At 41.0% G+C, this 23,368-nt stretch carries 19 protein-coding genes and 1 other annotated feature; of the genes, 18 read left to right on the top strand and 1 reads right to left on the bottom strand.

What is annotated here, in order from left to right; translation table 11 throughout:
- The first annotated feature begins 6 nt into the window (after nucleotides 1-6).
- From polA to ACTNB8_RS00990, 9 genes are all read left to right on the top strand, one after another.
- Nucleotides 7-2,646 (top strand): DNA polymerase I, encoded by a 2,640-nt coding sequence (polA, locus tag ACTNB8_RS01030; RefSeq protein WP_441051517.1) that lies wholly within the window; start codon nucleotides 7-9, stop codon nucleotides 2,644-2,646.
- A gap of 1 nt (nucleotide 2,647) precedes the next feature.
- Nucleotides 2,648-3,238 (top strand): dephospho-CoA kinase, encoded by a 591-nt coding sequence (coaE, locus tag ACTNB8_RS01025; protein WP_441051516.1) that lies wholly within the window; start codon nucleotides 2,648-2,650, stop codon nucleotides 3,236-3,238.
- Nucleotides 3,235-4,032 carry an MBL fold metallo-hydrolase gene (locus ACTNB8_RS01020; RefSeq protein ID WP_441051514.1) on the top strand — a complete coding sequence of 266 codons (798 nt, stop codon included), beginning with the start codon at nucleotides 3,235-3,237 and terminating at the stop codon, nucleotides 4,030-4,032. The genes coaE and ACTNB8_RS01020 overlap by 4 nt, the downstream gene beginning before the upstream one ends.
- Nucleotides 4,033-4,047: 15 nt before the next feature.
- Complete coding sequence (locus ACTNB8_RS01015) at nucleotides 4,048-4,320, top strand: ACT domain-containing protein (protein WP_441051512.1); 273 nt, start codon at nucleotides 4,048-4,050, stop codon at nucleotides 4,318-4,320.
- Between the two features lie 45 nt (nucleotides 4,321-4,365).
- Nucleotides 4,366-5,730, top strand: a complete 1,365-nt coding sequence (locus ACTNB8_RS01010; RefSeq protein ID WP_296155628.1) for a PFL family protein — start codon at nucleotides 4,366-4,368, stop codon at nucleotides 5,728-5,730.
- 159 nt (nucleotides 5,731-5,889) lie between these two features.
- Nucleotides 5,890-6,801, top strand: coding sequence for a hypothetical protein (locus tag ACTNB8_RS01005; protein ID WP_441051510.1), 912 nt, complete (start codon nucleotides 5,890-5,892; stop codon nucleotides 6,799-6,801).
- A 43-nt stretch (nucleotides 6,802-6,844) separates the two neighbouring features.
- Nucleotides 6,845-7,091, top strand: a binding site (T-box leader).
- A gap of 126 nt (nucleotides 7,092-7,217) precedes the next feature.
- Entirely contained in the window at nucleotides 7,218-8,240 is a 1,023-nt protein-coding gene (locus ACTNB8_RS01000) for an ABC transporter substrate-binding protein (RefSeq protein WP_441051508.1), read from the top strand.
- Between the two features lie 37 nt (nucleotides 8,241-8,277).
- Nucleotides 8,278-9,189, top strand: coding sequence for an ABC transporter permease (locus tag ACTNB8_RS00995; RefSeq protein ID WP_441051587.1), 912 nt, complete (start codon nucleotides 8,278-8,280; stop codon nucleotides 9,187-9,189).
- Nucleotides 9,190-9,191: 2 nt separating this feature from the next.
- Nucleotides 9,192-9,986 (top strand): ABC transporter ATP-binding protein, encoded by a 795-nt coding sequence (locus ACTNB8_RS00990; protein WP_441051506.1) that lies wholly within the window; start codon nucleotides 9,192-9,194, stop codon nucleotides 9,984-9,986.
- A 15-nt stretch (nucleotides 9,987-10,001) separates the two neighbouring features.
- On the opposite strand, the gene ACTNB8_RS00985 is transcribed toward ACTNB8_RS00990, so the two are convergent.
- Entirely contained in the window at nucleotides 10,002-11,210 is a 1,209-nt protein-coding gene (locus ACTNB8_RS00985) for a nucleotidyltransferase (protein WP_441051504.1), read from the bottom strand.
- A gap of 264 nt (nucleotides 11,211-11,474) precedes the next feature.
- On the opposite strand from ACTNB8_RS00985, the gene pta reads away from it, so the two are divergent.
- The 9 genes from pta (at nucleotide 11,475) to smc (ending at nucleotide 23,358) form a co-directional block, all read left to right on the top strand.
- Nucleotides 11,475-12,482, top strand: coding sequence for a phosphate acetyltransferase (gene pta / locus ACTNB8_RS00980; protein WP_296041827.1), 1,008 nt, complete (start codon nucleotides 11,475-11,477; stop codon nucleotides 12,480-12,482).
- Between the two features lie 41 nt (nucleotides 12,483-12,523).
- Nucleotides 12,524-13,714, top strand: a complete 1,191-nt coding sequence (locus ACTNB8_RS00975) for an acetate/propionate family kinase (RefSeq protein ID WP_441051501.1) — start codon at nucleotides 12,524-12,526, stop codon at nucleotides 13,712-13,714.
- Nucleotides 13,715-13,907: 193 nt separating this feature from the next.
- Entirely contained in the window at nucleotides 13,908-14,435 is a 528-nt protein-coding gene (locus ACTNB8_RS00970) for a YceD family protein (protein ID WP_441051498.1), read from the top strand.
- A 3-nt stretch (nucleotides 14,436-14,438) separates the two neighbouring features.
- Nucleotides 14,439-14,621 (top strand): 50S ribosomal protein L32, encoded by a 183-nt coding sequence (rpmF, locus tag ACTNB8_RS00965; protein WP_077610953.1) that lies wholly within the window; start codon nucleotides 14,439-14,441, stop codon nucleotides 14,619-14,621.
- Between the two features lie 82 nt (nucleotides 14,622-14,703).
- A complete protein-coding gene (locus ACTNB8_RS00960) occupies nucleotides 14,704-16,059 on the top strand; it encodes an MATE family efflux transporter (RefSeq protein WP_441051496.1) in 1,356 nt (451 codons plus the stop codon).
- Nucleotides 16,056-17,888 (top strand): ABC-F family ATP-binding cassette domain-containing protein, encoded by a 1,833-nt coding sequence (locus ACTNB8_RS00955; protein WP_441051493.1) that lies wholly within the window; start codon nucleotides 16,056-16,058, stop codon nucleotides 17,886-17,888. The genes ACTNB8_RS00960 and ACTNB8_RS00955 overlap by 4 nt, the downstream gene beginning before the upstream one ends.
- Before the next feature lie 126 nt (nucleotides 17,889-18,014).
- The gene (gene plsX, locus ACTNB8_RS00950) at nucleotides 18,015-19,067 is read left to right on the top strand and encodes a phosphate acyltransferase PlsX (protein ID WP_441051490.1); all 1,053 of its coding nucleotides are present in this window, start codon (nucleotides 18,015-18,017) and stop codon (nucleotides 19,065-19,067) included.
- A 4-nt stretch (nucleotides 19,068-19,071) separates the two neighbouring features.
- Nucleotides 19,072-19,770, top strand: coding sequence for a ribonuclease III (gene rnc / locus ACTNB8_RS00945; protein ID WP_441051488.1), 699 nt, complete (start codon nucleotides 19,072-19,074; stop codon nucleotides 19,768-19,770).
- Between the two features lie 27 nt (nucleotides 19,771-19,797).
- A complete protein-coding gene (gene smc / locus ACTNB8_RS00940) occupies nucleotides 19,798-23,358 on the top strand; it encodes a chromosome segregation protein SMC (RefSeq protein ID WP_441051486.1) in 3,561 nt (1,186 codons plus the stop codon).
- Nucleotides 23,359-23,368 lie beyond the last annotated feature (10 nt).

Here is a 23,368-nt window from a genome sequence, read left to right as displayed (position 1 = left end):
AGCAGTTTGAGTGAAAAAATTTTATTGATAGATGGACATAGTATTTTAAACCGTGCTTTCTATGGACTTCCTGATCTGACCAATTCAGAAGGAAAACATACTGGCGCGGTTTATGGTTTCCTGAATATACTTTTTCGTATTCTGGAAGAAGAGAAGCCTCAGTATCTGACTGTTGCTTTTGATCTGCATGAACCGACATTCAGGCATAAAATTTATGATGCCTATAAGGGAACCAGAAAACCAATGCCCCAGGAACTTGTACAGCAGGTACCCCTTATCAGGGAGGTCCTCACGGCAATGGGAGTTAAAACGGTTTCCATGGCCGGTTACGAAGCAGATGATCTTCTTGGCACGCTTGCCAGAAAAAGCGAAAAAGAAGGAATGGATGTAACAATTCTGTCAGGTGACCGTGATCTTCTGCAGCTCGCAACAGACAAGGTAATGATCCGGTTACCAAAAACTTCAAAAGGTAAAACAACCATAGAAAATTTTCATGCGGCAGAAGTGCTGGAAAAATATCAGGTTACTCCACCACAGATTATCGAGCTGAAAGCACTTATGGGAGATTCGGCAGATAATATTCCCGGAATTCCCGGAGTTGGTGAAAAAACAGCCACCAAAATGATCACGGAATTTGGCTCCATCGAAAACGCATATGCGCATCTGGAAGAAGTGAAACCAAACAAGGCAAAAGAATCTCTCCGTACGCACTATGACATGGCTTCTTTAAGTAAAACACTGGCTACGATCAACACAGACAGTCCTCTTGAATTTTCTTATGAAGATGCAAAACTTGGAAATCTTTATACACCGGAAGCCTATCAGCTTTGCAAACAACTTGAATTCAAAAATCTTCTCAGCAAATTTGATGTTTCAACTCTGACAGAAGATCCTGTAGAGGAAAATTTTTTCACATGTGCTGATCTTTCAGGGACCGAGGCACTGTTTCAGAAGGCAGCTTGCAGAAGTTATGCCGGAATTGAACTTCTTGCAGACGGTGAAAATGTATTTGGTGCTGCAGTGGCTGTAGACGAAGATGAAGTCTATTATCTTCCGGCAGAAGGACTTGTGACAGGTGAGTATCTCTGTGAAAAAATAAAAAATCTTGCAGAAACGACTGTAATCTGCGCTATGGATATCAAGTCGCTCCTGAAACATGTAGAGCTTACAAAACCATCTCAGATTTTTGATACAGGTATTGGTGTTTATCTTCTGAATCCACTGAAATCTTCTTATACTTATGATGATGTTGCAAAAGAATATCTGGACGGAAAACTTCTTCCTGCAAGGGAAGATCTTCTTGGAAAAACTTCGTTCAGAAAAGCATGGGAAAGTTCTATGGAAGAACTTATGAAATATGCCTGTTATTCTGCATATACTGTTTACTGTTCACGTAAGGCTGTCGAAAATGCCCTTAGAGAAAATGAAATGTGGAAGGTTTATCAGGAAATAGAACTTCCGCTTGTATTTACTCTTGATTCCATGGAAAAATATGGTATCCGTGTCAAAGGAGAAGAACTGAAAAAATACGGAGACAAACTTGAAGTTCGGATTCGTGAACTGGAAAAACTGATTTATGTTCAGGCGGGAGAAGAATTCAATATTAATTCCCCCAAACAGCTGGGTATGATACTTTTTGATAAAATGGGTATCCCTGGTGGTAAAAAAACAAAAACCGGATATTCTACAGCTGCTGATATCCTTGAAAAGCTTGCACCGGAGCAGCCAATTATTAAAGATATTCTTGAGTACCGTCAGCTTACCAAACTTAAATCAACATATGCAGACGGACTGAGTGCGGTTATTGAGGAAGACGGAAGAATTCATTCTACTTTTAATCAGACAATAACTGCTACAGGCCGAATCAGCAGTACAGAGCCAAATCTCCAGAACATTCCTGTCCGCATGGAACTCGGACGTATGATACGCAAGGTTTTTGTACCTGAAGAAGGATATGTATTTCTGGATGCTGATTATTCTCAGATTGAGCTCAGAGTACTTGCACATATGTCAGGAGATGAAAAACTGATACAGGCATATAAAGAAGCGCAGGACATTCACCGTCTTACAGCTTCTCAGGTATTTCACATACCGTTTGATGAGGTAACAGCTCTTCAGAGACGAAATGCAAAAGCTGTAAATTTCGGCATTGTGTATGGAATCAGTTCCTTTGGTCTCAGTCAGGATCTGAGTATAACCCGTAAGGAAGCTGCCGACTATATTGAAAAATATTTTGAAACCTATCCAAAAATCAAGGGATTTCTTGATAGACTCATAGAGACAGGACGGGAAAAAGGCTATGTTTCTACTATGTTTGGAAGAAGACGTCCTGTTCCGGAGTTGAAATCAAGTAACTTTATGCAGCGTTCTTTTGGAGAACGTGTTGCCATGAATTCACCGATACAGGGAACTGCTGCGGATATCATTAAAATTGCAATGAATCGTGTTTATGGACGCCTTATGCAAGAGGGGCTTAAATCAAGACTTGTACTTCAGGTTCACGATGAACTTCTTATAGAAACAAAAATAGAAGAGATTCCGTCTGTTTCCAGAATCCTCGAAGAAGAAATGAAGGGTGCTGCCAGACTTTCTGTTGAGCTTGAGGTTGACATGCACGAAGGAAACAGCTGGTACGAGGCTAAATAATATGAAAGTTATTGGAATAACCGGTGGTGTGGGCGCCGGAAAAAGTACAGTTCTCAGTTATATGCAGGAACACATAGGAGCCTGTATCATAGAAGCAGATAAAGTCGGCCATCTGGTAATGGAGCCAGGACAGATCTGCTACGACCAGGTAATTGCATTATTTGGAGAACAAATCATAAAAAAAGACAAAACTATTGACCGGAAGATGATTTCCGATATAGTATTTGCTAATGAAATATTTCTGGAAAAGCTGAATGAGATCATTCATCCAGCCGTCAGAAATTATATTATAAACAAGATCCAACAGCAGCAGGAAAATGGTTGTCCGATTGTTGTTGTTGAAGCTGCTCTTTTGCTGGAAGATCATTATGATGAATTCTGTGACAGAATCTGGTATGTTCATACAGAAAAAGAAATACGTATCAGCCGTCTGATGAAAAACAGAGGATATTCCAGAGAAAAGGCAGAAAGTATTATTGCAAGTCAGGCTTCTGAGGCATTCTTTATGTCGCATGCAGATTATGTTATCAAAAATAACGATGATCTGAAAAATACCTGGCAGCAGATAGAAGAAGGGATCAGACAGCTATGAGATTTTGCAGTATTGCCAGTGGAAGCAGTGGTAATTGTATTTATGTAGGATCAGAACAGGCACATATTCTTGTGGATATTGGAATCAGTGGCAAAAAAATGGAAGCAGGCCTTAATACACTGGACCTTACCGGACGTGATCTTGACGGAATCCTCATCACACATGAACATTCCGATCATATTAAAGGCCTCGGGGTTATTTCGAGAAAATATGGGGTACCTATTTATGCTACCGGAGGTACTGTTGATGCAATGGAACGTTCAGGAAAACTGGGCAAAATCCCGGAGGGAATCTTCAGAGAAATCAGAGAAGATGAACCTTTTATGATTAAGGATCTCCGGATCAATCCTTTTACAATTCCTCATGATGCGGCACAGCCTGTAGGCTACCGCGTAGAATGTGACAACCATTCCGTCGGGATCGCTACTGACCTTGGAAAATATAATAAATATATAATCGAAAATCTCCAGAATCTGGATGGACTTCTGCTTGAAGCAAACCATGACATTCGGATGCTTCAGGTGGGCAAATATCCGTATTATCTTAAGCAGAGGATTCTGGGGGACAGAGGACATCTGTCCAATGAAAATGCCGGCAGACTTCTTTGCAGACTTCTCCATGACAATATGAAATGGATTTTTCTCGGACATCTCAGTAAAGAAAATAATTATGAAGCACTGGCATATGAAACTGTTTGTTCAGAGGTAACACTGGGAGACAACCCTTACAAATCAAAAGATTTCAGAATTCAGGTAGCGAATCGAGATTTTGCCTCCGAAATAGTTACCGTATAAAGAAAGGAAAAAATCATGAAAAAAACAATCATTACAGTAGTAGGAAATGACACCGTAGGTATCATTGCAAAGGTATGTACATATCTTGCCGAAAACAACGTTAACATTCTGGATATTTCGCAGACTATCGTACAGGGTTACTTTAACATGATGATGGTTGCAGATACCAGCAACTCAGTCAAAGATGCAGCCGCTCTTTCCAGAGATCTTTCTGAAATAGGAGATAAAATCGGAGTAGTTATCCGCTGCCAGCACGAAGATATCTTTAATGTAATGCACCGCATCTGATTTGTCCGGAATTATATTTACATTACATACAAAGGAGAGTTTCACATGATCAATATCTTTGAAGTAAACGAAACAAATAAAATGATCGAACAGGAAAATCTTGATGTGCGTACAATTACAATGGGCATCAGCCTCCTGGACTGCATTGACAGCGATCTCGATATAATGAATGAAAAAATATACCGAAAAATCACCGAAAAAGCCAAAGACCTTGTCGCAACCGGAGATAAGATTGCAACAGAATTCGGAATTCCGGTTGTTAATAAACGAGTTTCTGTAACACCGATCGCACTTATAGGCGGAGTTGCATGTCATTCCACAGATGATTTTGTATCAATAGCCAAAACTCTTGACAAAGCAGCCAAAACAATTGGGGTTAACTTTATAGGTGGTTATTCGGCTCTTGTAAGCAAGGGAATGACTCCTGCCGAAGAACTTCTCATTCGCTCTATTCCGGAAGCTCTGGCGGTCACTGAACGCGTTTGCAGTTCTGTAAACGTAGGCTCGACAAAAACAGGAATCAATATGGATGCTGTTAAGCTTATGGGTGAAATTGTACTGGAAACAGCAGAAGCATCAAAAGATCAGGATTCTCTTGGCTGCGCAAAACTTGTTGTATTCTGTAATGCGCCGGATGATAATCCGTTTATGGCAGGTGCATTTCATGGTGTAACAGAAGCTGACTGCATTATCAATGTAGGCGTCAGCGGTCCGGGAGTTGTAAAAACAGCTCTTGAGCAGGTCAGGGGAGCAGATTTCCAGACTTTATGTGAAATGATCAAACGTACAGCCTTTAAAGTAACACGTGTAGGACAGCTGGTTGCACAGGAGGCTTCCAGACGTCTTGGAGTACCGTTTGGAATTGTTGACCTCTCTCTTGCACCAACTCCGGCAATCGGCGACAGTGTAGCTGAGATCCTTGAGGAGATCGGACTTGAAAGAGTAGGTGCACCTGGAACAACGGCAGCACTTGCACTTCTTAATGATCAGGTCAAAAAAGGTGGTGTAATGGCTGCACAGGCAGTCGGTGGTTTAAGTGGTGCATTTATTCCTGTAAGTGAAGATCAGGGCATGATTGATTCCGTAAATCTCGGAGCACTTACACTTGAGAAACTTGAAGCAATGACATGTGTTTGCTCTGTAGGTCTTGATATGATAGCTATTCCCGGTGATACAAAAGCATCTACGATAGCAGGTATTATTGCGGATGAATCTGCAATCGGAATGATCAATCAGAAGACTACCGCAGTCAGAGTAATACCAGTCATTGGAAAAGGAGTAGGAGAGACTGTAGAGTTTGGCGGACTTCTTGGTTATGCACCGATCATGCCGGTAAATCAGTTCTCCTGTGATGCGTTTGTTGAAAGAGGCGGTCGTATTCCAGCTCCGATCCACAGTTTCAAGAACTAAAATATTTTCCTGGAGCAGATAATATATAACAGTAAAATCCCTAAGTATGTAAAATGCATATTTGGGGATTTTTTGTTGAAAATACTTTATTTAACTTTATATTTATGATATAACATAATTAATGTTATTTTTAAAAAATAAAGATAAAAGGTGGGAAAAATGAAATATATTGAAGATGTCCTGGGTCTTCCTGTAACATATCATCACTGGAAAGGAGAGTTTGAACTGCCTTTCTATATAACAGAACGATACAAAATACGTCTGGTAGAAATTGGCACTTTAAAATGTGTTTTCCTATGGCCATCATGTGAACTGAGCCAGATGGGTTCTCTGCGTAAACAGATTCGCAGGATTCGTATGGAAGAGGCTCTGCCTGTAGTATTTATTCTTGAATCGGTAGACCGTTACAGACGAGGCTCCCTGATATCCGAGGGTATTCCTTTTGTGGTTCCGGACAATCAGCTTTATCTGCCTTTTATGGGTGTTATGCTTCAGGAAAAATATTATGCCAGACAAGCACCACTTGAACAGCTGCAGCCCTCAGCACAACTACTGCTCTTCTACTGGGCATACAGGGAGCAGAAACGTCTGTATATGAATGAAGCAGTAAAATCTCTCGGCCTTTCTGCAATGACCGTAACAAGAGCATTCCGTCAGTTGGAAGAAACAGGATTGTTCACAGTTGGCAAGGAAAAAGTACAAAAATATCTGGAAGGCGATCTGGATACGGAGGCTCTGCTTGCGGCTATGGAAAAGTATCTGGAATCACCCGTTTCTGAAATCTTATATATCAGTCGAAGCGAAGCTGAAACAGCTGATTTTTTGGTTGCAGGAGAAAGTGCTTTGTATAAGCAGAATTTTCGGGATGAAGAGCCCCCTGTTCCATGCACTGCTGTTTTTAAAAAGAAAAGCCACTTATCTGGAAGCAAAGTGTTTCTAGACGCTGCATCTCAGACAAAAGTTGAGTTGTGGAAATATAATCCTGATATACTTGCAAATAACGGAATTGTTGATCCGCTTTCACTTGCTCTCAGTATGGGGATGCCTGTTTTAAGTTTCTGGAAAAAATAAAAAGTCTTGACAACGGCAGTTTTATGTAGTAAAGTATGAAACAACAAAACCGATGAGGAAGAAGAGTAGACAGTTTTGCAACATTCCAGAGAGCAGGGCATGGTGGAATCCTGTATGAAGCAGATTGTTGAATGGCCTTCCGAGGGCAGTCCGAAATTTTAATCTGAAGAGTAGGCACTGACGGGAACCGAACTCGTTATCAATCAGGAGTGTATGTTTGTACATGAGAAAGTGGACGATACGTCAATTTGAGTGGTACCGCGATAATAAGTTTTATTACCGTCTCAAGCATAGCTTGAGGCGGGTTTTTATTTTTACGTAGCACCACAGCTTTCTTTCTCGCAGACAACTGCCGGAAGTTGGCTTGATATTTCCGGTAAACGAATTTTTATTGATGAGAGAGGAGAAACAAAACAATGAAAAAAAGAATGATGGTACTCACAGCAACTTTAATGACAGCTATGATGGCAGCAACTCCGGTTATGGCAGATGATTTTAAAATCGGTATCTGCAATTATGTCGATGATGCTTCCCTTAATCAGATCGTAGACAATATTCAGTCTCATCTGGAAGAACTCGGCGAAGAAAAAGGAGTCACTTTTGATGTTTCTTATGATAACTGCAATGCAGATGCAAGTGTTATGGAACAGATCATCTCTGATTTCCAGGCAGATGGTGTTGACCTGATGGTAGGCGTCGCTACACCGGTCGCAATGCGTATGCAGTCAGCAACAGAAGGAACTGATACACCGGTCGTTTTCTCTGCTGTATCTGACCCTGTCGGTTCAGGACTTGTAGATTCTCTTGAGGCACCAGGTTCAAATATTACAGGTACCAGTGATTATCTGGATACTTCCTCTGTTATGAAACTGATCCAGGCACAGATTCCTGATGTAAAAAAAATCGGTCTTCTTTATGATGTAGGTCAGGATTCTTCCACAACAGCAATCCAGGAAGCAAAAGATTATCTTGACGAGCAGGGTATTGAGTATGTAGAACATACAGGAACAACTACTGATGAAGTTCAGCTTGCAGCTGATGCAATGATCGCAGATGGTGTTGATGCTGTATTTACACCAACTGATAATACCATTATGACAGCAGAACTTTCTATTTATGAAAAATTTATCAAAGCAGGAATCCCGCATTATACAGGTGCTGATTCTTTTGCCCTGAATGGAGCTTTTGTAGGATATGGCGTTGATTACGCAAATCTCGGACAGAAGACAGCTGATATGATTGCGGATATTCTTGTAGATGGTGCTGATCCGGCTTCTACTCCGGTAGAAACATTTGATAACGGAACTGCAACAGTAAATACGGAAACCTGCGAGGCTCTTAATCTTGATTTTGAAACTATCAAAAAAGATTTTGAACCACTTTGTACACAGGTAAATGAAATCACCACAGCTGAAAGCTTTGATGACATCGAAAAATAAAAACTAACTGGAGGAAGTTATTGTGACAGTAGCAACTATGTTCTCACTTGGAGAGACTGCGCTTAAACTCGGACTGATCTGTTCTCTTACAGTTCTTGCCCTGTTTTTGAGTTATTCTATGCTGAATGTTTGTGATCTTTCTACTGACGGCTGCTTTACTTTTGGAGCAGCTGTCGGTGCGGCAGTGGCAGTAAGCGGTCATCCTTTTTTATCTATTCTTGCAGCTATGATCGCCGGCATAGGTTCAGGTTTTATAACAGCAATATTACAAACCAAACTGGGGGTCGACAGCCTTCTTGCCGGAATTATTGTAAATACAGCACTGTATTCTGTAAACATTGCAGTGATGGGTGGTTCGTCTCTTATAAATATGAACAGAACTACCACTGTTTTCACAATGATGAAGGATTTTCTTGCAAGAACACCTTTGAGCGGAAGAGAGGACATTATTGTTGCATTGATCGCAGTTGTCCTCGTTATTGCTTTTCTTGTATTTTTCCTTAAAACAAGACTTGGACTTGCCATACGTGCAACGGGAAATAACCCTGATATGGTAAAATCTTCATCTATAAACCCGGCATTTACTACAGTTATCGGATTATGTATTGCTAATGCATTTACTGCATTATCCGGTTGTCTTCTTTCACAGTCACAGAAGGCTGTTGATATTAATATCGGACAGGGTATGGTTACTATTGCCCTTGCTTCCCTTTTGATAGGAGGAACTCTTCTCGGAAAGGGAGGAATTTTTGTAAGGGCTGTAGGAATGGTGCTCGGATCATTTATTTTCCGTCTTGTATATACAATTGCCCTGCGGTTCAACATGCCTGCATTTATGCTGAAACTGGTTTCGTCTGTCATTGTTGTTCTGGCCATTTCAGGCCCTTACCTGAAAAAACAGTGGCCACAACTTAAAAGACGAATGACTCACAGAAAGGGAGGCAAATGACTATGTTAAAGATCAGTCATATTTCCAAAACCTTCAATCCGGGTACAATAAATGAAAAAAAAGCGATCATTGATCTTTCTCTTGAATTAAAAAAAGGTGATTTTGCAACCATAATCGGATCAAACGGTGCAGGAAAATCAACTCTTTTTAATGCGATCTGTGGAGATTTTCTTACAGATTCCGGTTCTGTTGAGCTGGATGGAAAAGACATTACTTTTACTCCACAGCATAATCGTGCAAGAAATATAGGCCGGCTTTATCAGGATCCAATGCGTGGAACGGCACCTGGAATGACAATTGAAGAAAATCTGGCACTTGCTGCCGGTAAAGGCGGATGGCTTTCGCATATAACCAGACAGGAAAAAGAACGTTTCCATGAAGAACTGAAATTACTGGATATCGGTCTGGAAGAACGTATGAGTCAGCCGGTAGGGCTTCTTTCCGGAGGACAACGTCAGGCATTGACGCTTCTTATGGCAACTATGAATCCACCCAAACTTCTTCTGCTGGACGAGCATACGGCTGCACTTGATCCGGGTACTGCCGAAAAGGTTTTGAATCTTACCAGAAAAATCGTCGAAGAGCATAATCTTACCTGTCTTATGATCACACACAATATGCAGTCAGCACTTGATCTGGGTAATCGGATTTTGATGATGGATTCCGGAAACATTGTACTTGATATAAGCGGAGAAGAGAAAAAGCAGCTGACAGTAGATGGACTTCTTGAAAAATTCAGAATTGGTGCCGGAAAGGCCCTTGATAATGACCGTATCCTTCTGTCAGGTGAAAAATAATCAAAAACAGCTGGTTCAAATAATGACCAGCTGTTTTTTGTATTCATGAACAAATGCTTTTTTTGTCTTGTTTGAAAGAACGCTTTCATATATATTGGAAGCCAGAACATTTTCCCGCCAGACAGGAAGTGCGGATTCAGAAAGCAGAGAAGCAGCATCGGCAGCTTTTACTATGACAGGAATGGAAGTTTCTGCTTTGATTCTTTTCAGAAGCGGAGCAGCTTCCCTCCTGAAGCCTAGAATTCTTCCATAGGGAAGTATCTGTGGAATTTCTCTGGTTCCCAGTACCGTATGAAGCAATGCCCTCTGAATTCTTGCTCTGGTAAGTTCTTTTGTTTTCAGAATATCTGTAAATTGCATAAACGACTGAAACTGATTTCTCCTGCTGATAATCCTTGCCGCAAGATCAGCTGACATGTCTGCATATTGCAGCAGAGATTCTGTTGTTTCATTTAGAAGTCTGTAAGAAAGTAAAAGATCAAAATCATTTTCACAGACAAATTCATTGTTAAGCCTGGCATTTTCCATAATGGACAGACAGATTTCCGGAAGCAGCCCATCAAGATCTTCGGGCGAATTACCTGCTTTAAAAAAATGTCTTATTGCCGAAGCAGACGGAGGCTGATTCTTCCTTATAGCCAGCTGGTGGTAATCTGCACCAATCCGCTTCAGAGTAACTGGTTGTATATTGCTTTTCAGACGAAGCAGTGCCTTACAGTATTCGATCCCAAGAATGTTATTAGGAGTTGAAAGAATACTGTCTACATCATCAAAATATTCTTTCAACGCCAGACTTCTTGCGGCAGGAAATGAAAGGCCTGTTTTGAGAAGCTTTTTCAGCTGCACCTTATAATCTTCCGGCTCATGAACAAGAACTTCTGCCAGAGCCTGCAGTTCTGTCACTTCCCCATTTTCGCTTCCAAAACAGAGACAGTCGGTCACACCAAGTCCATGAAAGAGTGAAACACCGCCCATGGCAAAAGTTTCCGCACTTGCCGTACTGAAAGAAACCGGAAGCTCCAGTACAAGATCCGCGCCGCATCGAAGTGCCATTTCTGCACGGACATGTTTCGGCAGAAGAGCAGGTATTCCCCGTTGAACAAAATCGCCACTCATGGCAATAATAATATAATCTGCATTCAGATTTTTTCTTACATAATCAAACTGATACTGATGACCCTGATGGAAGGGATTGTATTCTGCAATGATTCCGATAATATTCATAATTACTCCTGTTTTCATAAAATCTGTCCTGTCTATTGTATCATTTAATTCCCTGAAAAATCAAAAGTATTTTTATGGAAATTACTGACAGTCGCTTTGTTCACAGTAACAGAATTGCACTTTAAAAAATACCTTTTATTGTAGGAATCTGACATAGAAGCACTTGAAATCATACTGTTCAGGAGGTATAATAATTTCAACTGTGGAGTGTATTAAATCTTCACGTGGTCAGAAGACCGAAATAACGAAAGGAGCCATTTAATCATGGGATTTGTTGATTTACTCAAAAAAAGAGCAAAAGAAAGCGTAAAAACAATTGTACTGCCAGAGACAGAGGATATGAGAACTCTGGAAGCAACTGACAAGATCCTTAAAGAAGGAGTTGCCAAAATTATCCTGATCGGTAATGAAGAAGAAATTAATAAAAAAGCTAAAGAAGGCGGATTTGATATTTCAGGAGCAACTATTGTTGATCCTGAAACTTCCGACAAAACTCAGGCATACATTGATAAATTTGTTGAACTGAGAGCCAAAAAAGGTATGACACCTGAAAAAGCAAAAGAAATTCTTCATACTCAGTATCCATATTATGGTGTTATGATGGTTAAAATGGGTGATGCAGACGGTATGGTATCCGGTGCATGCCATTCTACAGCAGACACACTTCGTCCATGTCTCCAGATTCTGAAAACAAAACCGGGCACAAAACTTGTATCCGCATTTTTCCTGATCGTTGTTCCGGATTGTGAATATGGTGCAAACGGTGCATTCGTATTTGCTGACTCCGGACTGAACCAGAACCCGACTCCGGAAGAACTTTCCGCAATTGCTGCTTCCTCAGCAGAATCTTTCCAGCTTCTTGTACAGGAAGAACCAGTAGTTGCAATGCTTTCACATTCCACAAAAGGAAGTGCAAAACATGCAGATGTTGACAAGATGGTAGAAGCTACAAGAATCGCAAAAGAAGAACATCCGGAACTGAAACTTGATGGAGAATTCCAGCTTGATGCAGCAATCGTACCTAGCGTTGGAGCATCCAAAGCACCAGGAAGCGAAGTTGCTGGTAAAGCAAACGTTCTTATCTTCCCTGACCTTGATGCAGGAAACATTGGATACAAACTTGCTCAGCGTCTTGCAAAAGCAGAAGCTTACGGACCTGTTACACAGGGTATTGCCAAACCAGTCAATGACCTCTCCAGAGGATGCTCTGCTGATGATATCGTTGGTGTTGTTGCTATTACAGCAGTTCAGTGCCAGGCTGAAGACAAATAATTAATACATATTTTGAAACCATATTGAAGGAGAATATTAAAATGAACGTATTGGTAATTAACTGCGGAAGCTCCTCTCTGAAATATCAGCTGATCAACTCTGATACAGAGGATGTTCTTGCAAAAGGTCTCTGCGAGAGAATTGGTATTGACGGAAGACTTGTATATCAGAAAGCTGGCTGTGACAAAGAGATCACAGAAGCTGCAATGCCTACACACAAAGAAGCTATCCAGCTCGTACTCGATGCACTTACAAATGAAAAAACAGGTGCTATCAAGAGCCTCGCTGAAGTAAACGCTATCGGACATCGTGTTGTACACGGGGGAGAGAAATTTGCTTCTTCAGCAGTCATCACCGACGAGATGATAAAAGCAGTAGAAGAGTGCAATGATCTGGCACCTCTTCACAATCCTGCAAACCTGATCGGCATCCGTGTATGCGGAGAACTTATGCCAGGTGTACCACAGGTTGCTGTATTTGATACTGCTTTCCATCAGACAATGCCTCCAAAAGCATATCTGTATGGACTTCCGATTGATTACTACAAGAAATACAAAGTTAGAAGATATGGTTTCCACGGAACCTCTCACAGCTTTGTATCCAAACGTGCTATTGACTTCCTTGGCCTTGACAAAGACAATTCTAAAGTTATTGTCTGCCATCTTGGAAACGGTTCTTCCATCAGTGCTGTTCAGAACGGCAAATGTGTAGATACAACAATGGGTCTTACACCACTTGAGGGCGTTGTAATGGGAACACGTTCCGGTAACATCGATCCTGCTATCATGGAATTCATTGCAAAGAAAGAAAATCTTGACATTGCAGGTATGATGAATGTTCTGAACAAAAAATCCGGTCTTCAGGGAATGTCCGGTGTTTCCAGCGATATGCGTGATATTGATGATGCAATCGCAGCAGGAAATGAAGATGCAAAGAATGCATTCGATGTACTTTGCTATGGTATTGCAAAATTTGTTGGCGGATATGTAGCAGCTATGAATGGTGTGGACGCAATCGTATTCACAGCAGGAATTGGCGAAAACGATTGCAAAGTTCGTGAAACAGTTTGCTCTTACCTTGGATACCTTGGAATCACTATTGATAAAGAGGCTAACGGAAAACGAGGAGAAGAAATGGTTATCTCCACAACTGATTCCAAAGTTAAAGTTGCAGTTATTCCTACCAATGAAGAACTTGCAATCTGCAGAGATACTGTAGCCCTTGTAAAATAATCGTATCTGTCGCAGACAGTACACTTCCCGGAAGGGAAAGCAGATATTTCAGAAAAGATCCGTTTTTCGGCGGGTCTTTTCTGTTCAGTCAGAATTTTTTTGTTCCATTACAAAAAATGGTAAAAATAAAATTTCTCGTTGACAAATGAATTCCTCCTATGTATAATTGTCTGAGTGTGAATAGGAGAGTATTATGCAGATTCATTTATCAGATATTGCAGACAGCGAAGGAAAGAAAATTCAGATTACTTCAGAACTGGAACTTAAAAAAATCAGTTTTCAGTTAGGAGAGTTCCCAATACTTCAGAAAAGTCCTGTAGAACTGACGATCATAAATACAGGTGATCGTGTGCTGGAACTTGAAGGTCAGGGAAACGTTACAGTTGGAATCCCGTGTGACCGTTGTCTCGAAGAGGTATCCGTTGAGATTCCTTACAGTATTGAGAGAAAACTTGATATGAAACAGTCTGATAGCGACAGAGTAAAGAATCTGGACGAGAATGACTATCTCACTGGAATGGACCTGGATGTGGACCGGTTGGTCTATCTTGAGGTACTGATGAGCTGGCCTTTGAAAGTTCTTTGTAAAGACGATTGCAAAGGAATCTGTAGCCAGTGTGGTAAGAACCTGAACAAGGGACCCTGTGGATGTACAGAGGAACCCAAGGATCCCCGCATGGCAGCTATCAGTGATATATTTAGAAAATTTAAGGAGGTGTAACCTATGTCCATATGTCCAAAGAACAAATCATCTAAAGCTAGACGTGATAAAAGACGTGCAAACTGGAAAATGAGTGCTCCGAATCTGGTAAAATGCAGCAAATGCGGCGCCCTGATGATGCCTCACAGAGTTTGTAAAGCCTGCGGAAGCTACAACAAGAAAGAAATCGTGAAAGTTGAAGACTAATCACAAGTGAGAAACAGAATCCTTTTGAGGGTTCTGTTTTTTTCAATAAAAATTTACATTGATGATTATCTGGAGGGATTTTATGGAACAAAAGAATCAGATCACAGAAGGTGTGATCTGGAAACAGCTATTGTTTTTCTTTTTTCCGATTCTGATTGGAACTTTTTTTCAGCAGATATATAATACGGCCGACAGCATTATTGTCGGTCGTTTTGTGGGTAAAGAAGCGCTGGCTGCTGTCAGTGGTTCTGTAAATCAGATTGTAAATCTGATTGTAGAAGTATTCGTAGGTCTTACTTCAGGAGCTTCTGTTATCATTGCACAGTTTTATGGAGCAAAAGACAGGAAAAATCTTGATATCACTTTACATACTTCCTATGCATTCGCACTTACAACAGGTCTTGTGACAGGACTTATAGGGGTGATTATATCTTCACCTGTTCTTCGGCTTATGAAGACACCGGAAGAACTTATGGCTGATTCAGCCATATACCTGCATATATACTTTCTCGGTATTATTTTTAATATAACCTATAATATGGGGGCTTCTGTCCTGAGAGCCTCCGGCGATTCCCGACGTCCTCTGTATGTATTGATCATTTCCTGTGTACTGAACATATTTCTGGATATTCTGCTGGTAGTATTCTTTGGTCTCGGAGTCAGAGGTGTGGCCATCGCCACAGTCACCTGCCAGGGTATCAGTGCTGCACTTGTAACCGCTTTTCTCATAAAAGGAAATGAACTTTTCCGCCTGAATCTGCGCAGAATACGTTTTCATCTGGTCTCTTTTCAGGCTATTACACGTATCGGAGTACCTGCTGCTCTGGAAGCAGCCATGTATACAGTTGCAAATATTGTCATTCAGGTATTTGTTAATGAACTGGGAACAGATACAGTTGCAGCCTGGGGAACACTCGGTAAAATAGATGCTGTATTCTGGATGGTTGTTAACTCTTTTAGCATTGCGATCACGACCTTCGTTGGACAAAATTGGGGGGCAGGCAAAGTAAAACGTATGCGAAAAAGCGTTCTGGTCTGTCTTGCAATGTCTTACGGAGCAGCTTTTCTTGTAAGTGGCAGCCTTTATGGATTTGCAGAACAGCTTTACAGCCTTTTTACAACAGACAGAACTGTAATTACTATCGGACTGAATATGCTTCGTTTTCTTATGCCATCTTATTTTCTGTATGTTGCTATCGGTATTTTGTCAGGTGCACTCCGGGGTGCTGGCAAAGTACTAGTTCCTATGATCCTTACCTGCGGTGGAGTCTGCTTCATACGGATTGTATGGATGTTCGGGGTACTCCCCCGGTATCCGGGTATTAAGACCATCATGATCAGTTATCCGATATCCTGGGGAATCACAGCAATTTTATTTGTTATTTATTATCTGAATAAATTTCCAAAAGTCGGAAACATTCAAGGAGAAACAGAATGAATATTTTAAATCTTGAACACATCAGCAAAGTTTATGGTGACAAAGTTATCTTTAATGATATATCATATGGGGTTCACCAGGGAGACAAAATTGGAATTATCGGTATAAACGGAACAGGAAAAACTACTTTTCTGAAGATTCTTGCAGGACTGGAAGAAGCGGATGAAGGACAGGTGATCACACAGAATGGATTACGAATCTCTTACCTTTCACAACATCCTGCTTTTCCCGAAAATACAACTATTCTTTCCTACGTCACTGCCGGACAGATAGAACAGACCTGGAATCCTGAAACAGAAGCGCACATGGTTCTTAACAGACTTGGAATAAAAAATCATGAAGAAGAGATCAGCCATCTTTCGGGCGGGCAGAAAAAAAGAGTTGCACTTGCTGCGGTACTTGTAAATCCTTCTGACGTTCTGATCCTTGATGAACCCACTAACCATCTGGATAATGAGATGGCTTCCTGGCTGGAAGATTTCCTGAACAATTACAAGGGTGTAGTTATTATGGTTACTCATGACAGATATTTTCTGGATCGTGTTACAAATAAAATCCTGGAAATAAGTCATGGCAAACTTTACAGTTATGAAGCAAAATATTCACGGTTTCTGGAAATGAAAGCGGAAAGAGAAGAAATGGAGCTTGCTTCTGAACGAAAACGCCAGAGTATTCTCAGAATGGAAATTGAATGGGCCAAACGAGGATGCAGGGCAAGGAGTACGAAACAGAGAGCAAGACTTGACCGTCTGGAAGCTCTGAAAAACGGTGGGGCTCCTGTTCGTGACAAAAATATTGAAATTGATTCCGTAGAAACACGAATGGGTAAAAAAACAATCGAGCTTCATCATATTTTCAAAAGTTTCGGTGACAGAATCTGTATACGCGATTTTAACTATATTGTACTGAAAAATCAGCGGCTTGGTATCATCGGACCCAATGGTTGCGGAAAATCCACGCTTCTGAAAATCATTGCCGGAATCATCCAGCCGGACAGTGGCGAGGTGGAAATTGGCGATACTATAAAAATCGGTTATTTTTCACAGGAAATTGAAGATATGAACAGCAGTCAGCGAGTTATTGATTACATCAAAGAGGTTGCAGAATATATTCCGACAAAAGACGGCCTGATAAGTGCCTCCAAACTTCTGGAACAGTTCCTTTTTGATTCAGCCATGCAGTATTCTCCGATTGAAAAACTTTCCGGTGGCGAGAAAAAAAGACTCTATTTACTGAAAGTTCTGGCTGCCGCACCAAATGTACTTCTTCTGGACGAGATAACAAACGATATTGACATCCCGACACTGACAATTCTTGAGGATTATCTGGATTCTTTTGCCGGAATTGTCATTGCAGTTTCTCATGACAGATATTTTCTTGATAATGTGGCTGATCGTATTTTTGAATTTGACGGAAATGGAAATCTTACACAATATGAGGGTGGTTACACTGATTATCTTGAGGCAAAAGCGCGTAAAGAAAATGTTTCTGGAAATGAAACTGACTGTGGCAGAACTTCTGTTCAGGCAGCTGATGCAGATGTTAAAAAAAGTTCTGCCAAAACATGGAAGCAGAACCGTCCGGCAAAACTAAAATTCTCCTTCAAAGAGCAGCGGGAATATGAAACAATTGATGATGATATTGCAGGTCTTGAAGACAGAATCCGGAAACTGGAAGAAGATATTATGGCAAATGCCACCAATTCCGGAAAGTTGAATGAATTAACACAGGAAAAAGAAGAAGCAGAAAAACTTCTCGAAGAAAAAATGGACCGCTGGGTATATCTGAATGATCTTGCAGAACAGATTGAAGCGCAGAAAAATAGCTGACAATATGTGAGAAGATGGAACTTTTCCATGTTTATATTGATTTTCCAACGTTTCTTTAGTATGATAAAGTTTGAACTTTTAACAAAATATCCGAATTCGATAAACAATTATTTCAGGAGGTATAAAATGGCTGAATTAGTAAAAGTTGTTGTGGATGCCATGGGCGGTGACTATGCACCGGAAGAGCCTGTAGAAGCAGCTGTTGAAGCAGTAAAAGAACGTGATGACATACTTGTGATCCTCACCGGACAGGAAGAAGTAATCCACGCAGAACTCAAAAAATATCAGAATTTTCCTGAGGACAGAATACAGATTGTTAATGCAACTGAGGTCATTGAAACAGCAGAACCTCCGGTATATGCGATACGTAAGAAAAAAGATTCTTCCATAGTTGTTGGTCTCAAAATTGTTAAAGAACAGAAAGCAGACGCATTTGTTTCTTCCGGAAGTACCGGTGCCGTTCTCGTAGGTGGCCAGGTTCTTGTAGGACGCAGTAAAGGCGTTGAACGTCCGCCGCTTGCTCCTCTGATTCCAACGATCGATGGAGTTTCTCTTCTTATCGACTGCGGTGCAAATGTGGATGCCCGTCCTTCTCACCTGGTACAGTTTGCGAAGATGGGATCTATTTATATGGAACACGTGGTTGGAATCAAAAATCCAAGGGTGGCTATCGTAAATAATGGCGCAGAGGAAGAAAAAGGAAACGCTCTTGTCAAGGAAACGTTCCCTCTTCTTAAAGAAACAGAAGGAATTAATTTTATCGGAAGTATTGAAGCAAGAGAAATTCCTATGGGATATGCGGATGTTGTTGTCTGCGAGGCTTTTGTCGGTAATGTTATTCTTAAATTATACGAAGGTGTCGGCGCAGCACTGATCAAAAAAATAAAATCCGGGATGATGAAAGATCTCCGTAGCAAAATAGGTGCGCTTCTCGTAAAGCCGGCTCTTAAAGAAACGTTGAAAGATTTCGATGCCTCCGAGTATGGCGGAGCACCACTTCTTGGTCTTAAAGGGCTTGTAGTCAAAACACACGGAAGTGCAAAAGCCGTTGAAATTCGCCATGCAATTTTCCAGTGTGTGCAGTTCAAACAGCAGAAAATAAATGAAAAGATTGCAGAACGTATCCAGCCGGTACATTTTGCAACAGCTGAAGAGCAAAAAACAGAAAAAGAAGGATAAAAAAATGGAACAATTAGAACAGCTTGAACAGATTATAGGATATACATTTCATAATAAAAAACTTCTCCGTCAGGCACTTACTCACAGTTCCTATGCAAATGAGAAAAAGCTTGGAAAACTTGGCTGTAATGAGAGACTGGAATTTCTCGGTGATGCAGTTCTGGAGCTGATCAGCAGTGATTTTTTGTACAAAAATTTCACACAGATCCCTGAAGGTGAACTTACAAAAAAGAGAGCCAGTCTTGTCTGTGAACCAAGTCTGGCTTACTGCGCAAGGCAGTTCGGCCTTCCGGCATTTCTTCTTCTTGGAAAAGGTGAAAACATGACAGGTGGAAGAAACCGGGACTCTATTGTTTCTGATGCTACTGAGGCTCTTCTGGGGGCTATTTACCTTGATGGTGGCTTTGCTAACGCAAAGGAGTTTGTACTGAAATTTATTCTTAATGACATAGAACGAAAGCAGCTCTTTTACGATAGCAAAACCATCCTGCAGGAACTGGTTCAGGAAAATGGAGTACAGCCAGTAGAGTATGTCCTGACTGACGAAAAAGGTCCGGATCATGACAAGCAGTTTACTGTAGCAGCTCTGATCAACGGAGTGACCACCGGAACAGGAACCGGACATACAAAAAAAGCAGCAGAACAGGCAGCTGCATATCAGGCAATTCGCAGCATTCAGAAAAACGGATCCGAAAAAGCCTGACAAAAACCAACACACAGCAGGTGAAATATGTATTTAAAAAACATTGAAGTATATGGCTTCAAGTCTTTTGCGCAGAAAATTAATTTTGAATTTCATAATGGTATTACAGGTATTGTAGGTCCTAATGGCAGTGGTAAAAGTAATGTTGGTGATGCCGTTCGCTGGGTTCTTGGTGAACAGAGTGCCAAACAGCTTCGAGGAGGAAATATGCAGGATGTTATTTTCTCCGGAACAGAAAACCGTAAACCTCTGAGTTTTGCTTCTGTATCCATTACCCTTGATAACAGTGACCACAAACTTCCTGTGGATTTTAATGAGGTCACTGTAACCAGACGCCTTTACCGTTCCGGTGAAAGCGAATATAAAATCAACGGAACAACCTGTCGACTGAAAGATATTCAGGAAATGTTTTATGATACCGGTATCGGTAAAGAAGGATATTCAATCATCGGACAGGGACAGATTGACAAAATTCTGAGTGGTAAACCAGAGGACAGAAGAGAACTTTTTGATGAAGCCGCAGGTATCGTTAAATTTAAAAGGCGGAAAAATACTACCATCAAAAAACTGAATGAAGAACGCCAGAATCTTGTGCGTGTCACAGACATATTAAGTGAACTTACCAAGCAGTTGGGTCCTCTGGAGAAACAGTCTGAAACAGCCCGTATTTATCTTGCCAAAAGAGACGAACTTCGTGAACTGGATGTGAATCTGTTCCTTCTTGATAATCAGCAGACTGGTGAACTTCTGAAAGAATTTGAAGAAAAACTCTCTACTGCGCAGAAAGAACTTGAAGAAGCACAAAGTGCCTATGAACAGACAAAAATCGAATATGACCGTCTCGAACAGGAACTTGAAGAACTGAACAGCAATCTGGATAATCTCAAAGAACAGCAGCAGGAAAATGCTCTTCAGAAACAGCAGTATGAAGGCCAGATCCAGGTGCTTGAAGAACAGATTCTCTCCGGCAAACAGAACAGTGAACATTACCAGTCAAGGCTTCTCTCTCTGAAAGAAGAACTGTCAAAACGTGAAGAAGAAAAACTGTCTCTTACCGAACAAAAAGAAGAGCTGCGAAGCAGTCTGAAAGAAATCAGTGCACGACTGAATAAAGAAGAAGATACTCTCGAAAATATTACTGCCAATGTTGCAGACTGCACCAGAGCAGTAGAAGAAGGCAAAAATGAGATTATAGAGATCCTCAATGACCGCGCTACCACTAAAGGTAAAGCTCAGCGTTTTGATGCTATGATGGAGCAGCTTGATATCCGTAAAGCAGAAGTAAATCAGAAAATCCTTCGCCTGAAAAGTGAAGAAGAAGAACTGGAAATAGAGCAGCATAAAATCGAAGCCCAATATAACGGCATTACAGAAATGATAAATTCCATGAATCAGGAATGTTCCCGTCTTAACAAAGAAGTTCATGAGATTCAGGAAAAACTTCAGAAGCAGAATGCACAGCTGGAAAACGGCCAGACTGCCTATCACAGAGAAGCTTCACGACTCGAATCTCTGCGAAATATCACAGAAAGATATGACGGCTACGGAAACAGTATCCGCCGCGTTATGGAGCAAAAAACAACAGAACCTGGCATAAAAGGTGTTGTCGCAGATATTATCCATGTGCAGAAAGATTATGAAATTGCAATTGAAACTGCTCTTGGCGGCAGTATCCAGAATATCGTCACGGATAATGAGCAGACTGCAAAAAGAATGATCGGCTTTCTCAAAAAAAACCGGTATGGCCGGGCAACTTTTCTGCCTCTTTCCAATATCAGCAGCAGAGGCGGCTTTTCTCAGAAAGATGCTCTGGCGGAACCAGGAGTAATAGGTACTGCCGATACTCTTGTACAGGCAGACGCACAGTATTCCCAGCTGGTTCAGTATCTTCTTGGAAGAACACTTGTTATTGATAATATTGATCATGCCATTGCTATTGGCAAAAAATATCATCACAGTCTCCGTATGGTCACAACAGAAGGAGAATCACTGAATCCTGGTGGTTCCATGACAGGCGGTGCCTTCCGCAATAACAGCAACCTTCTTGGAAGGCGTCGCGAAATCGAAGAACTGGAAAAAAAAGTAAAAGATCTGAAAGAAAATCTTGAAAATATACAGAAATCAATCGGTGACAATCGAAGCCGGAGAAATATCCTCCGTGATACAATTGCTGATTTTCAGGATAAACTCCGTCTTCAGTATATTGAGCAGAATACTGCCAAAATGAACCTTGAACAGCTGAAAGAAAAGGAAGAAAATATCCGCAGCAGTTACCGGAAGATTGACCGTGACCAGGAAGATCTGCGCAGACAGTCCGGTGAACTTCGTGAAGATCACAGTAATATTACCAGAGAACTGGAATCTTCCAGGCAGGATGAAAAGGAACTTGAAACATTCATAGAAACAAGACAGAAAGAACTGGAAGAATGGAAAGAAGAAGAAACTGCCAAAACCAGGGAGCTGGAACAGATCCGTCTGGAAAAATCCACCCTGGAACAGCAGGTTCAGTTTCTTCAGGAAAATCTTAATCGTATTATCACCGAAACAGAAGCTTTTCAAAATGAAAGCGAAGAGCTAAAAAAAGATTTAAGTGAAAGTAAAGATGAGATTTCCCGAAAAGAAGAAGGCATCCAGGAGCTGAAAACAGCTGCTTCAGGATGTGAAAAAAAAGAGCAGGAACTTGCAGGTCAGAGAGAAAAATGCCAGAAGGAAATAGAACAGCGTACTCTCAGTCATAAATCTTTCTTTGAAAAAAGAGATCATCTTTCCGAAAAAACTACTCTTCTTGATAAAGAATGTTACCGTCTGAAAAGCCAGGCCGAAAAACTGGAAGATCAACGTGAATCTCAGGTCACTTATATGTGGGAAGAATATGAAATCACACCTAACAATGCACTTCAGTACAGACGGGAAGATCTGACTGACAGACAGGCAATGAAAAAAGATGTAAGCCGCATCAAGGATGAAATCCGTAAGCTTGGATCCGTCAATGTCAATGCTATTGAAGATTATAAGGAACTACTGGAACGTCATACTTTCCTTTCAGGACAATATGATGATTTGGTCACAGCAGAAAAAACTCTTGAAGAAATTATTCAGCAGCTTGATGAGGGAATGCGTAAACAGTTCTCTGAGAAATTTCATGATATCCAGAGAGAATTCGACAAGGCATTTAAAGAACTTTTCGGAGGCGGAAAAGGAACTCTGGAACTTGCAGAAGATGAAGATATTCTTGAAGCAGGAATCAGGATTATTTCACAGCCGCCCGGTAAAAAGCTCCAGAATATGATGCAGCTTTCAGGTGGCGAAAAAGCACTGACGGCAATCGCTCTTCTTTTTGCGATTCAGAACCTGAAACCGTCCCCATTCTGTCTTCTTGATGAAATCGAAGCGGCACTGGATGATTCAAACGTAGGACGTTTTGCATCTTATCTTCAGAAGTTGACGAAGAACACACAATTTATTATAATAACTCATAGACGCGGTACCATGAATGCCGCTGACAGATTATATGGAATCACAATGCAGGAAAAGGGTGTTTCCACTCTGGTTTCTGTAGATCTGGTTGAAAACCAGTTAACGAAATAACGAGGAGGAA

This window comes from Blautia sp. HCP28S3_G10 (genome assembly GCF_052065235.1).
Lineage (GTDB): Bacteria > Bacillota > Clostridia > Lachnospirales > Lachnospiraceae > Blautia_A.
The sequence above is the reverse complement of the archived record's forward strand: the minus strand, read 5'-3'. Positions and strand labels throughout refer to the sequence as shown.

Coding starts and splice junctions, on each gene's coding strand:
- coaE (WP_441051516.1), top strand. CDS start 2,648: ATGAAAGTTATTGGAATAACCGGTGGTGTGGGCGCCGGAAAAAGTACA.
- ACTNB8_RS01020 (WP_441051514.1), top strand. CDS start 3,235: ATGAGATTTTGCAGTATTGCCAGTGGAAGCAGTGGTAATTGTATTTAT.
- ACTNB8_RS01015 (WP_441051512.1), top strand. CDS start 4,048: ATGAAAAAAACAATCATTACAGTAGTAGGAAATGACACCGTAGGTATC.
- ACTNB8_RS01010 (WP_296155628.1), top strand. CDS start 4,366: ATGATCAATATCTTTGAAGTAAACGAAACAAATAAAATGATCGAACAG.
- ACTNB8_RS01005 (WP_441051510.1), top strand. CDS start 5,890: ATGAAATATATTGAAGATGTCCTGGGTCTTCCTGTAACATATCATCAC.
- ACTNB8_RS01000 (WP_441051508.1), top strand. CDS start 7,218: ATGAAAAAAAGAATGATGGTACTCACAGCAACTTTAATGACAGCTATG.
- ACTNB8_RS00995 (WP_441051587.1), top strand. CDS start 8,278: ATGTTCTCACTTGGAGAGACTGCGCTTAAACTCGGACTGATCTGTTCT.
- ACTNB8_RS00990 (WP_441051506.1), top strand. CDS start 9,192: ATGTTAAAGATCAGTCATATTTCCAAAACCTTCAATCCGGGTACAATA.
- ACTNB8_RS00985 (WP_441051504.1), bottom strand. CDS start 11,210: ATGAATATTATCGGAATCATTGCAGAATACAATCCCTTCCATCAGGGT.
- pta (WP_296041827.1), top strand. CDS start 11,475: ATGGGATTTGTTGATTTACTCAAAAAAAGAGCAAAAGAAAGCGTAAAA.
- ACTNB8_RS00975 (WP_441051501.1), top strand. CDS start 12,524: ATGAACGTATTGGTAATTAACTGCGGAAGCTCCTCTCTGAAATATCAG.
- ACTNB8_RS00970 (WP_441051498.1), top strand. CDS start 13,908: ATGCAGATTCATTTATCAGATATTGCAGACAGCGAAGGAAAGAAAATT.
- rpmF (WP_077610953.1), top strand. CDS start 14,439: ATGTCCATATGTCCAAAGAACAAATCATCTAAAGCTAGACGTGATAAA.
- ACTNB8_RS00960 (WP_441051496.1), top strand. CDS start 14,704: ATGGAACAAAAGAATCAGATCACAGAAGGTGTGATCTGGAAACAGCTA.
- ACTNB8_RS00955 (WP_441051493.1), top strand. CDS start 16,056: ATGAATATTTTAAATCTTGAACACATCAGCAAAGTTTATGGTGACAAA.
- plsX (WP_441051490.1), top strand. CDS start 18,015: ATGGCTGAATTAGTAAAAGTTGTTGTGGATGCCATGGGCGGTGACTAT.
- rnc (WP_441051488.1), top strand. CDS start 19,072: ATGGAACAATTAGAACAGCTTGAACAGATTATAGGATATACATTTCAT.
- smc (WP_441051486.1), top strand. CDS start 19,798: ATGTATTTAAAAAACATTGAAGTATATGGCTTCAAGTCTTTTGCGCAG.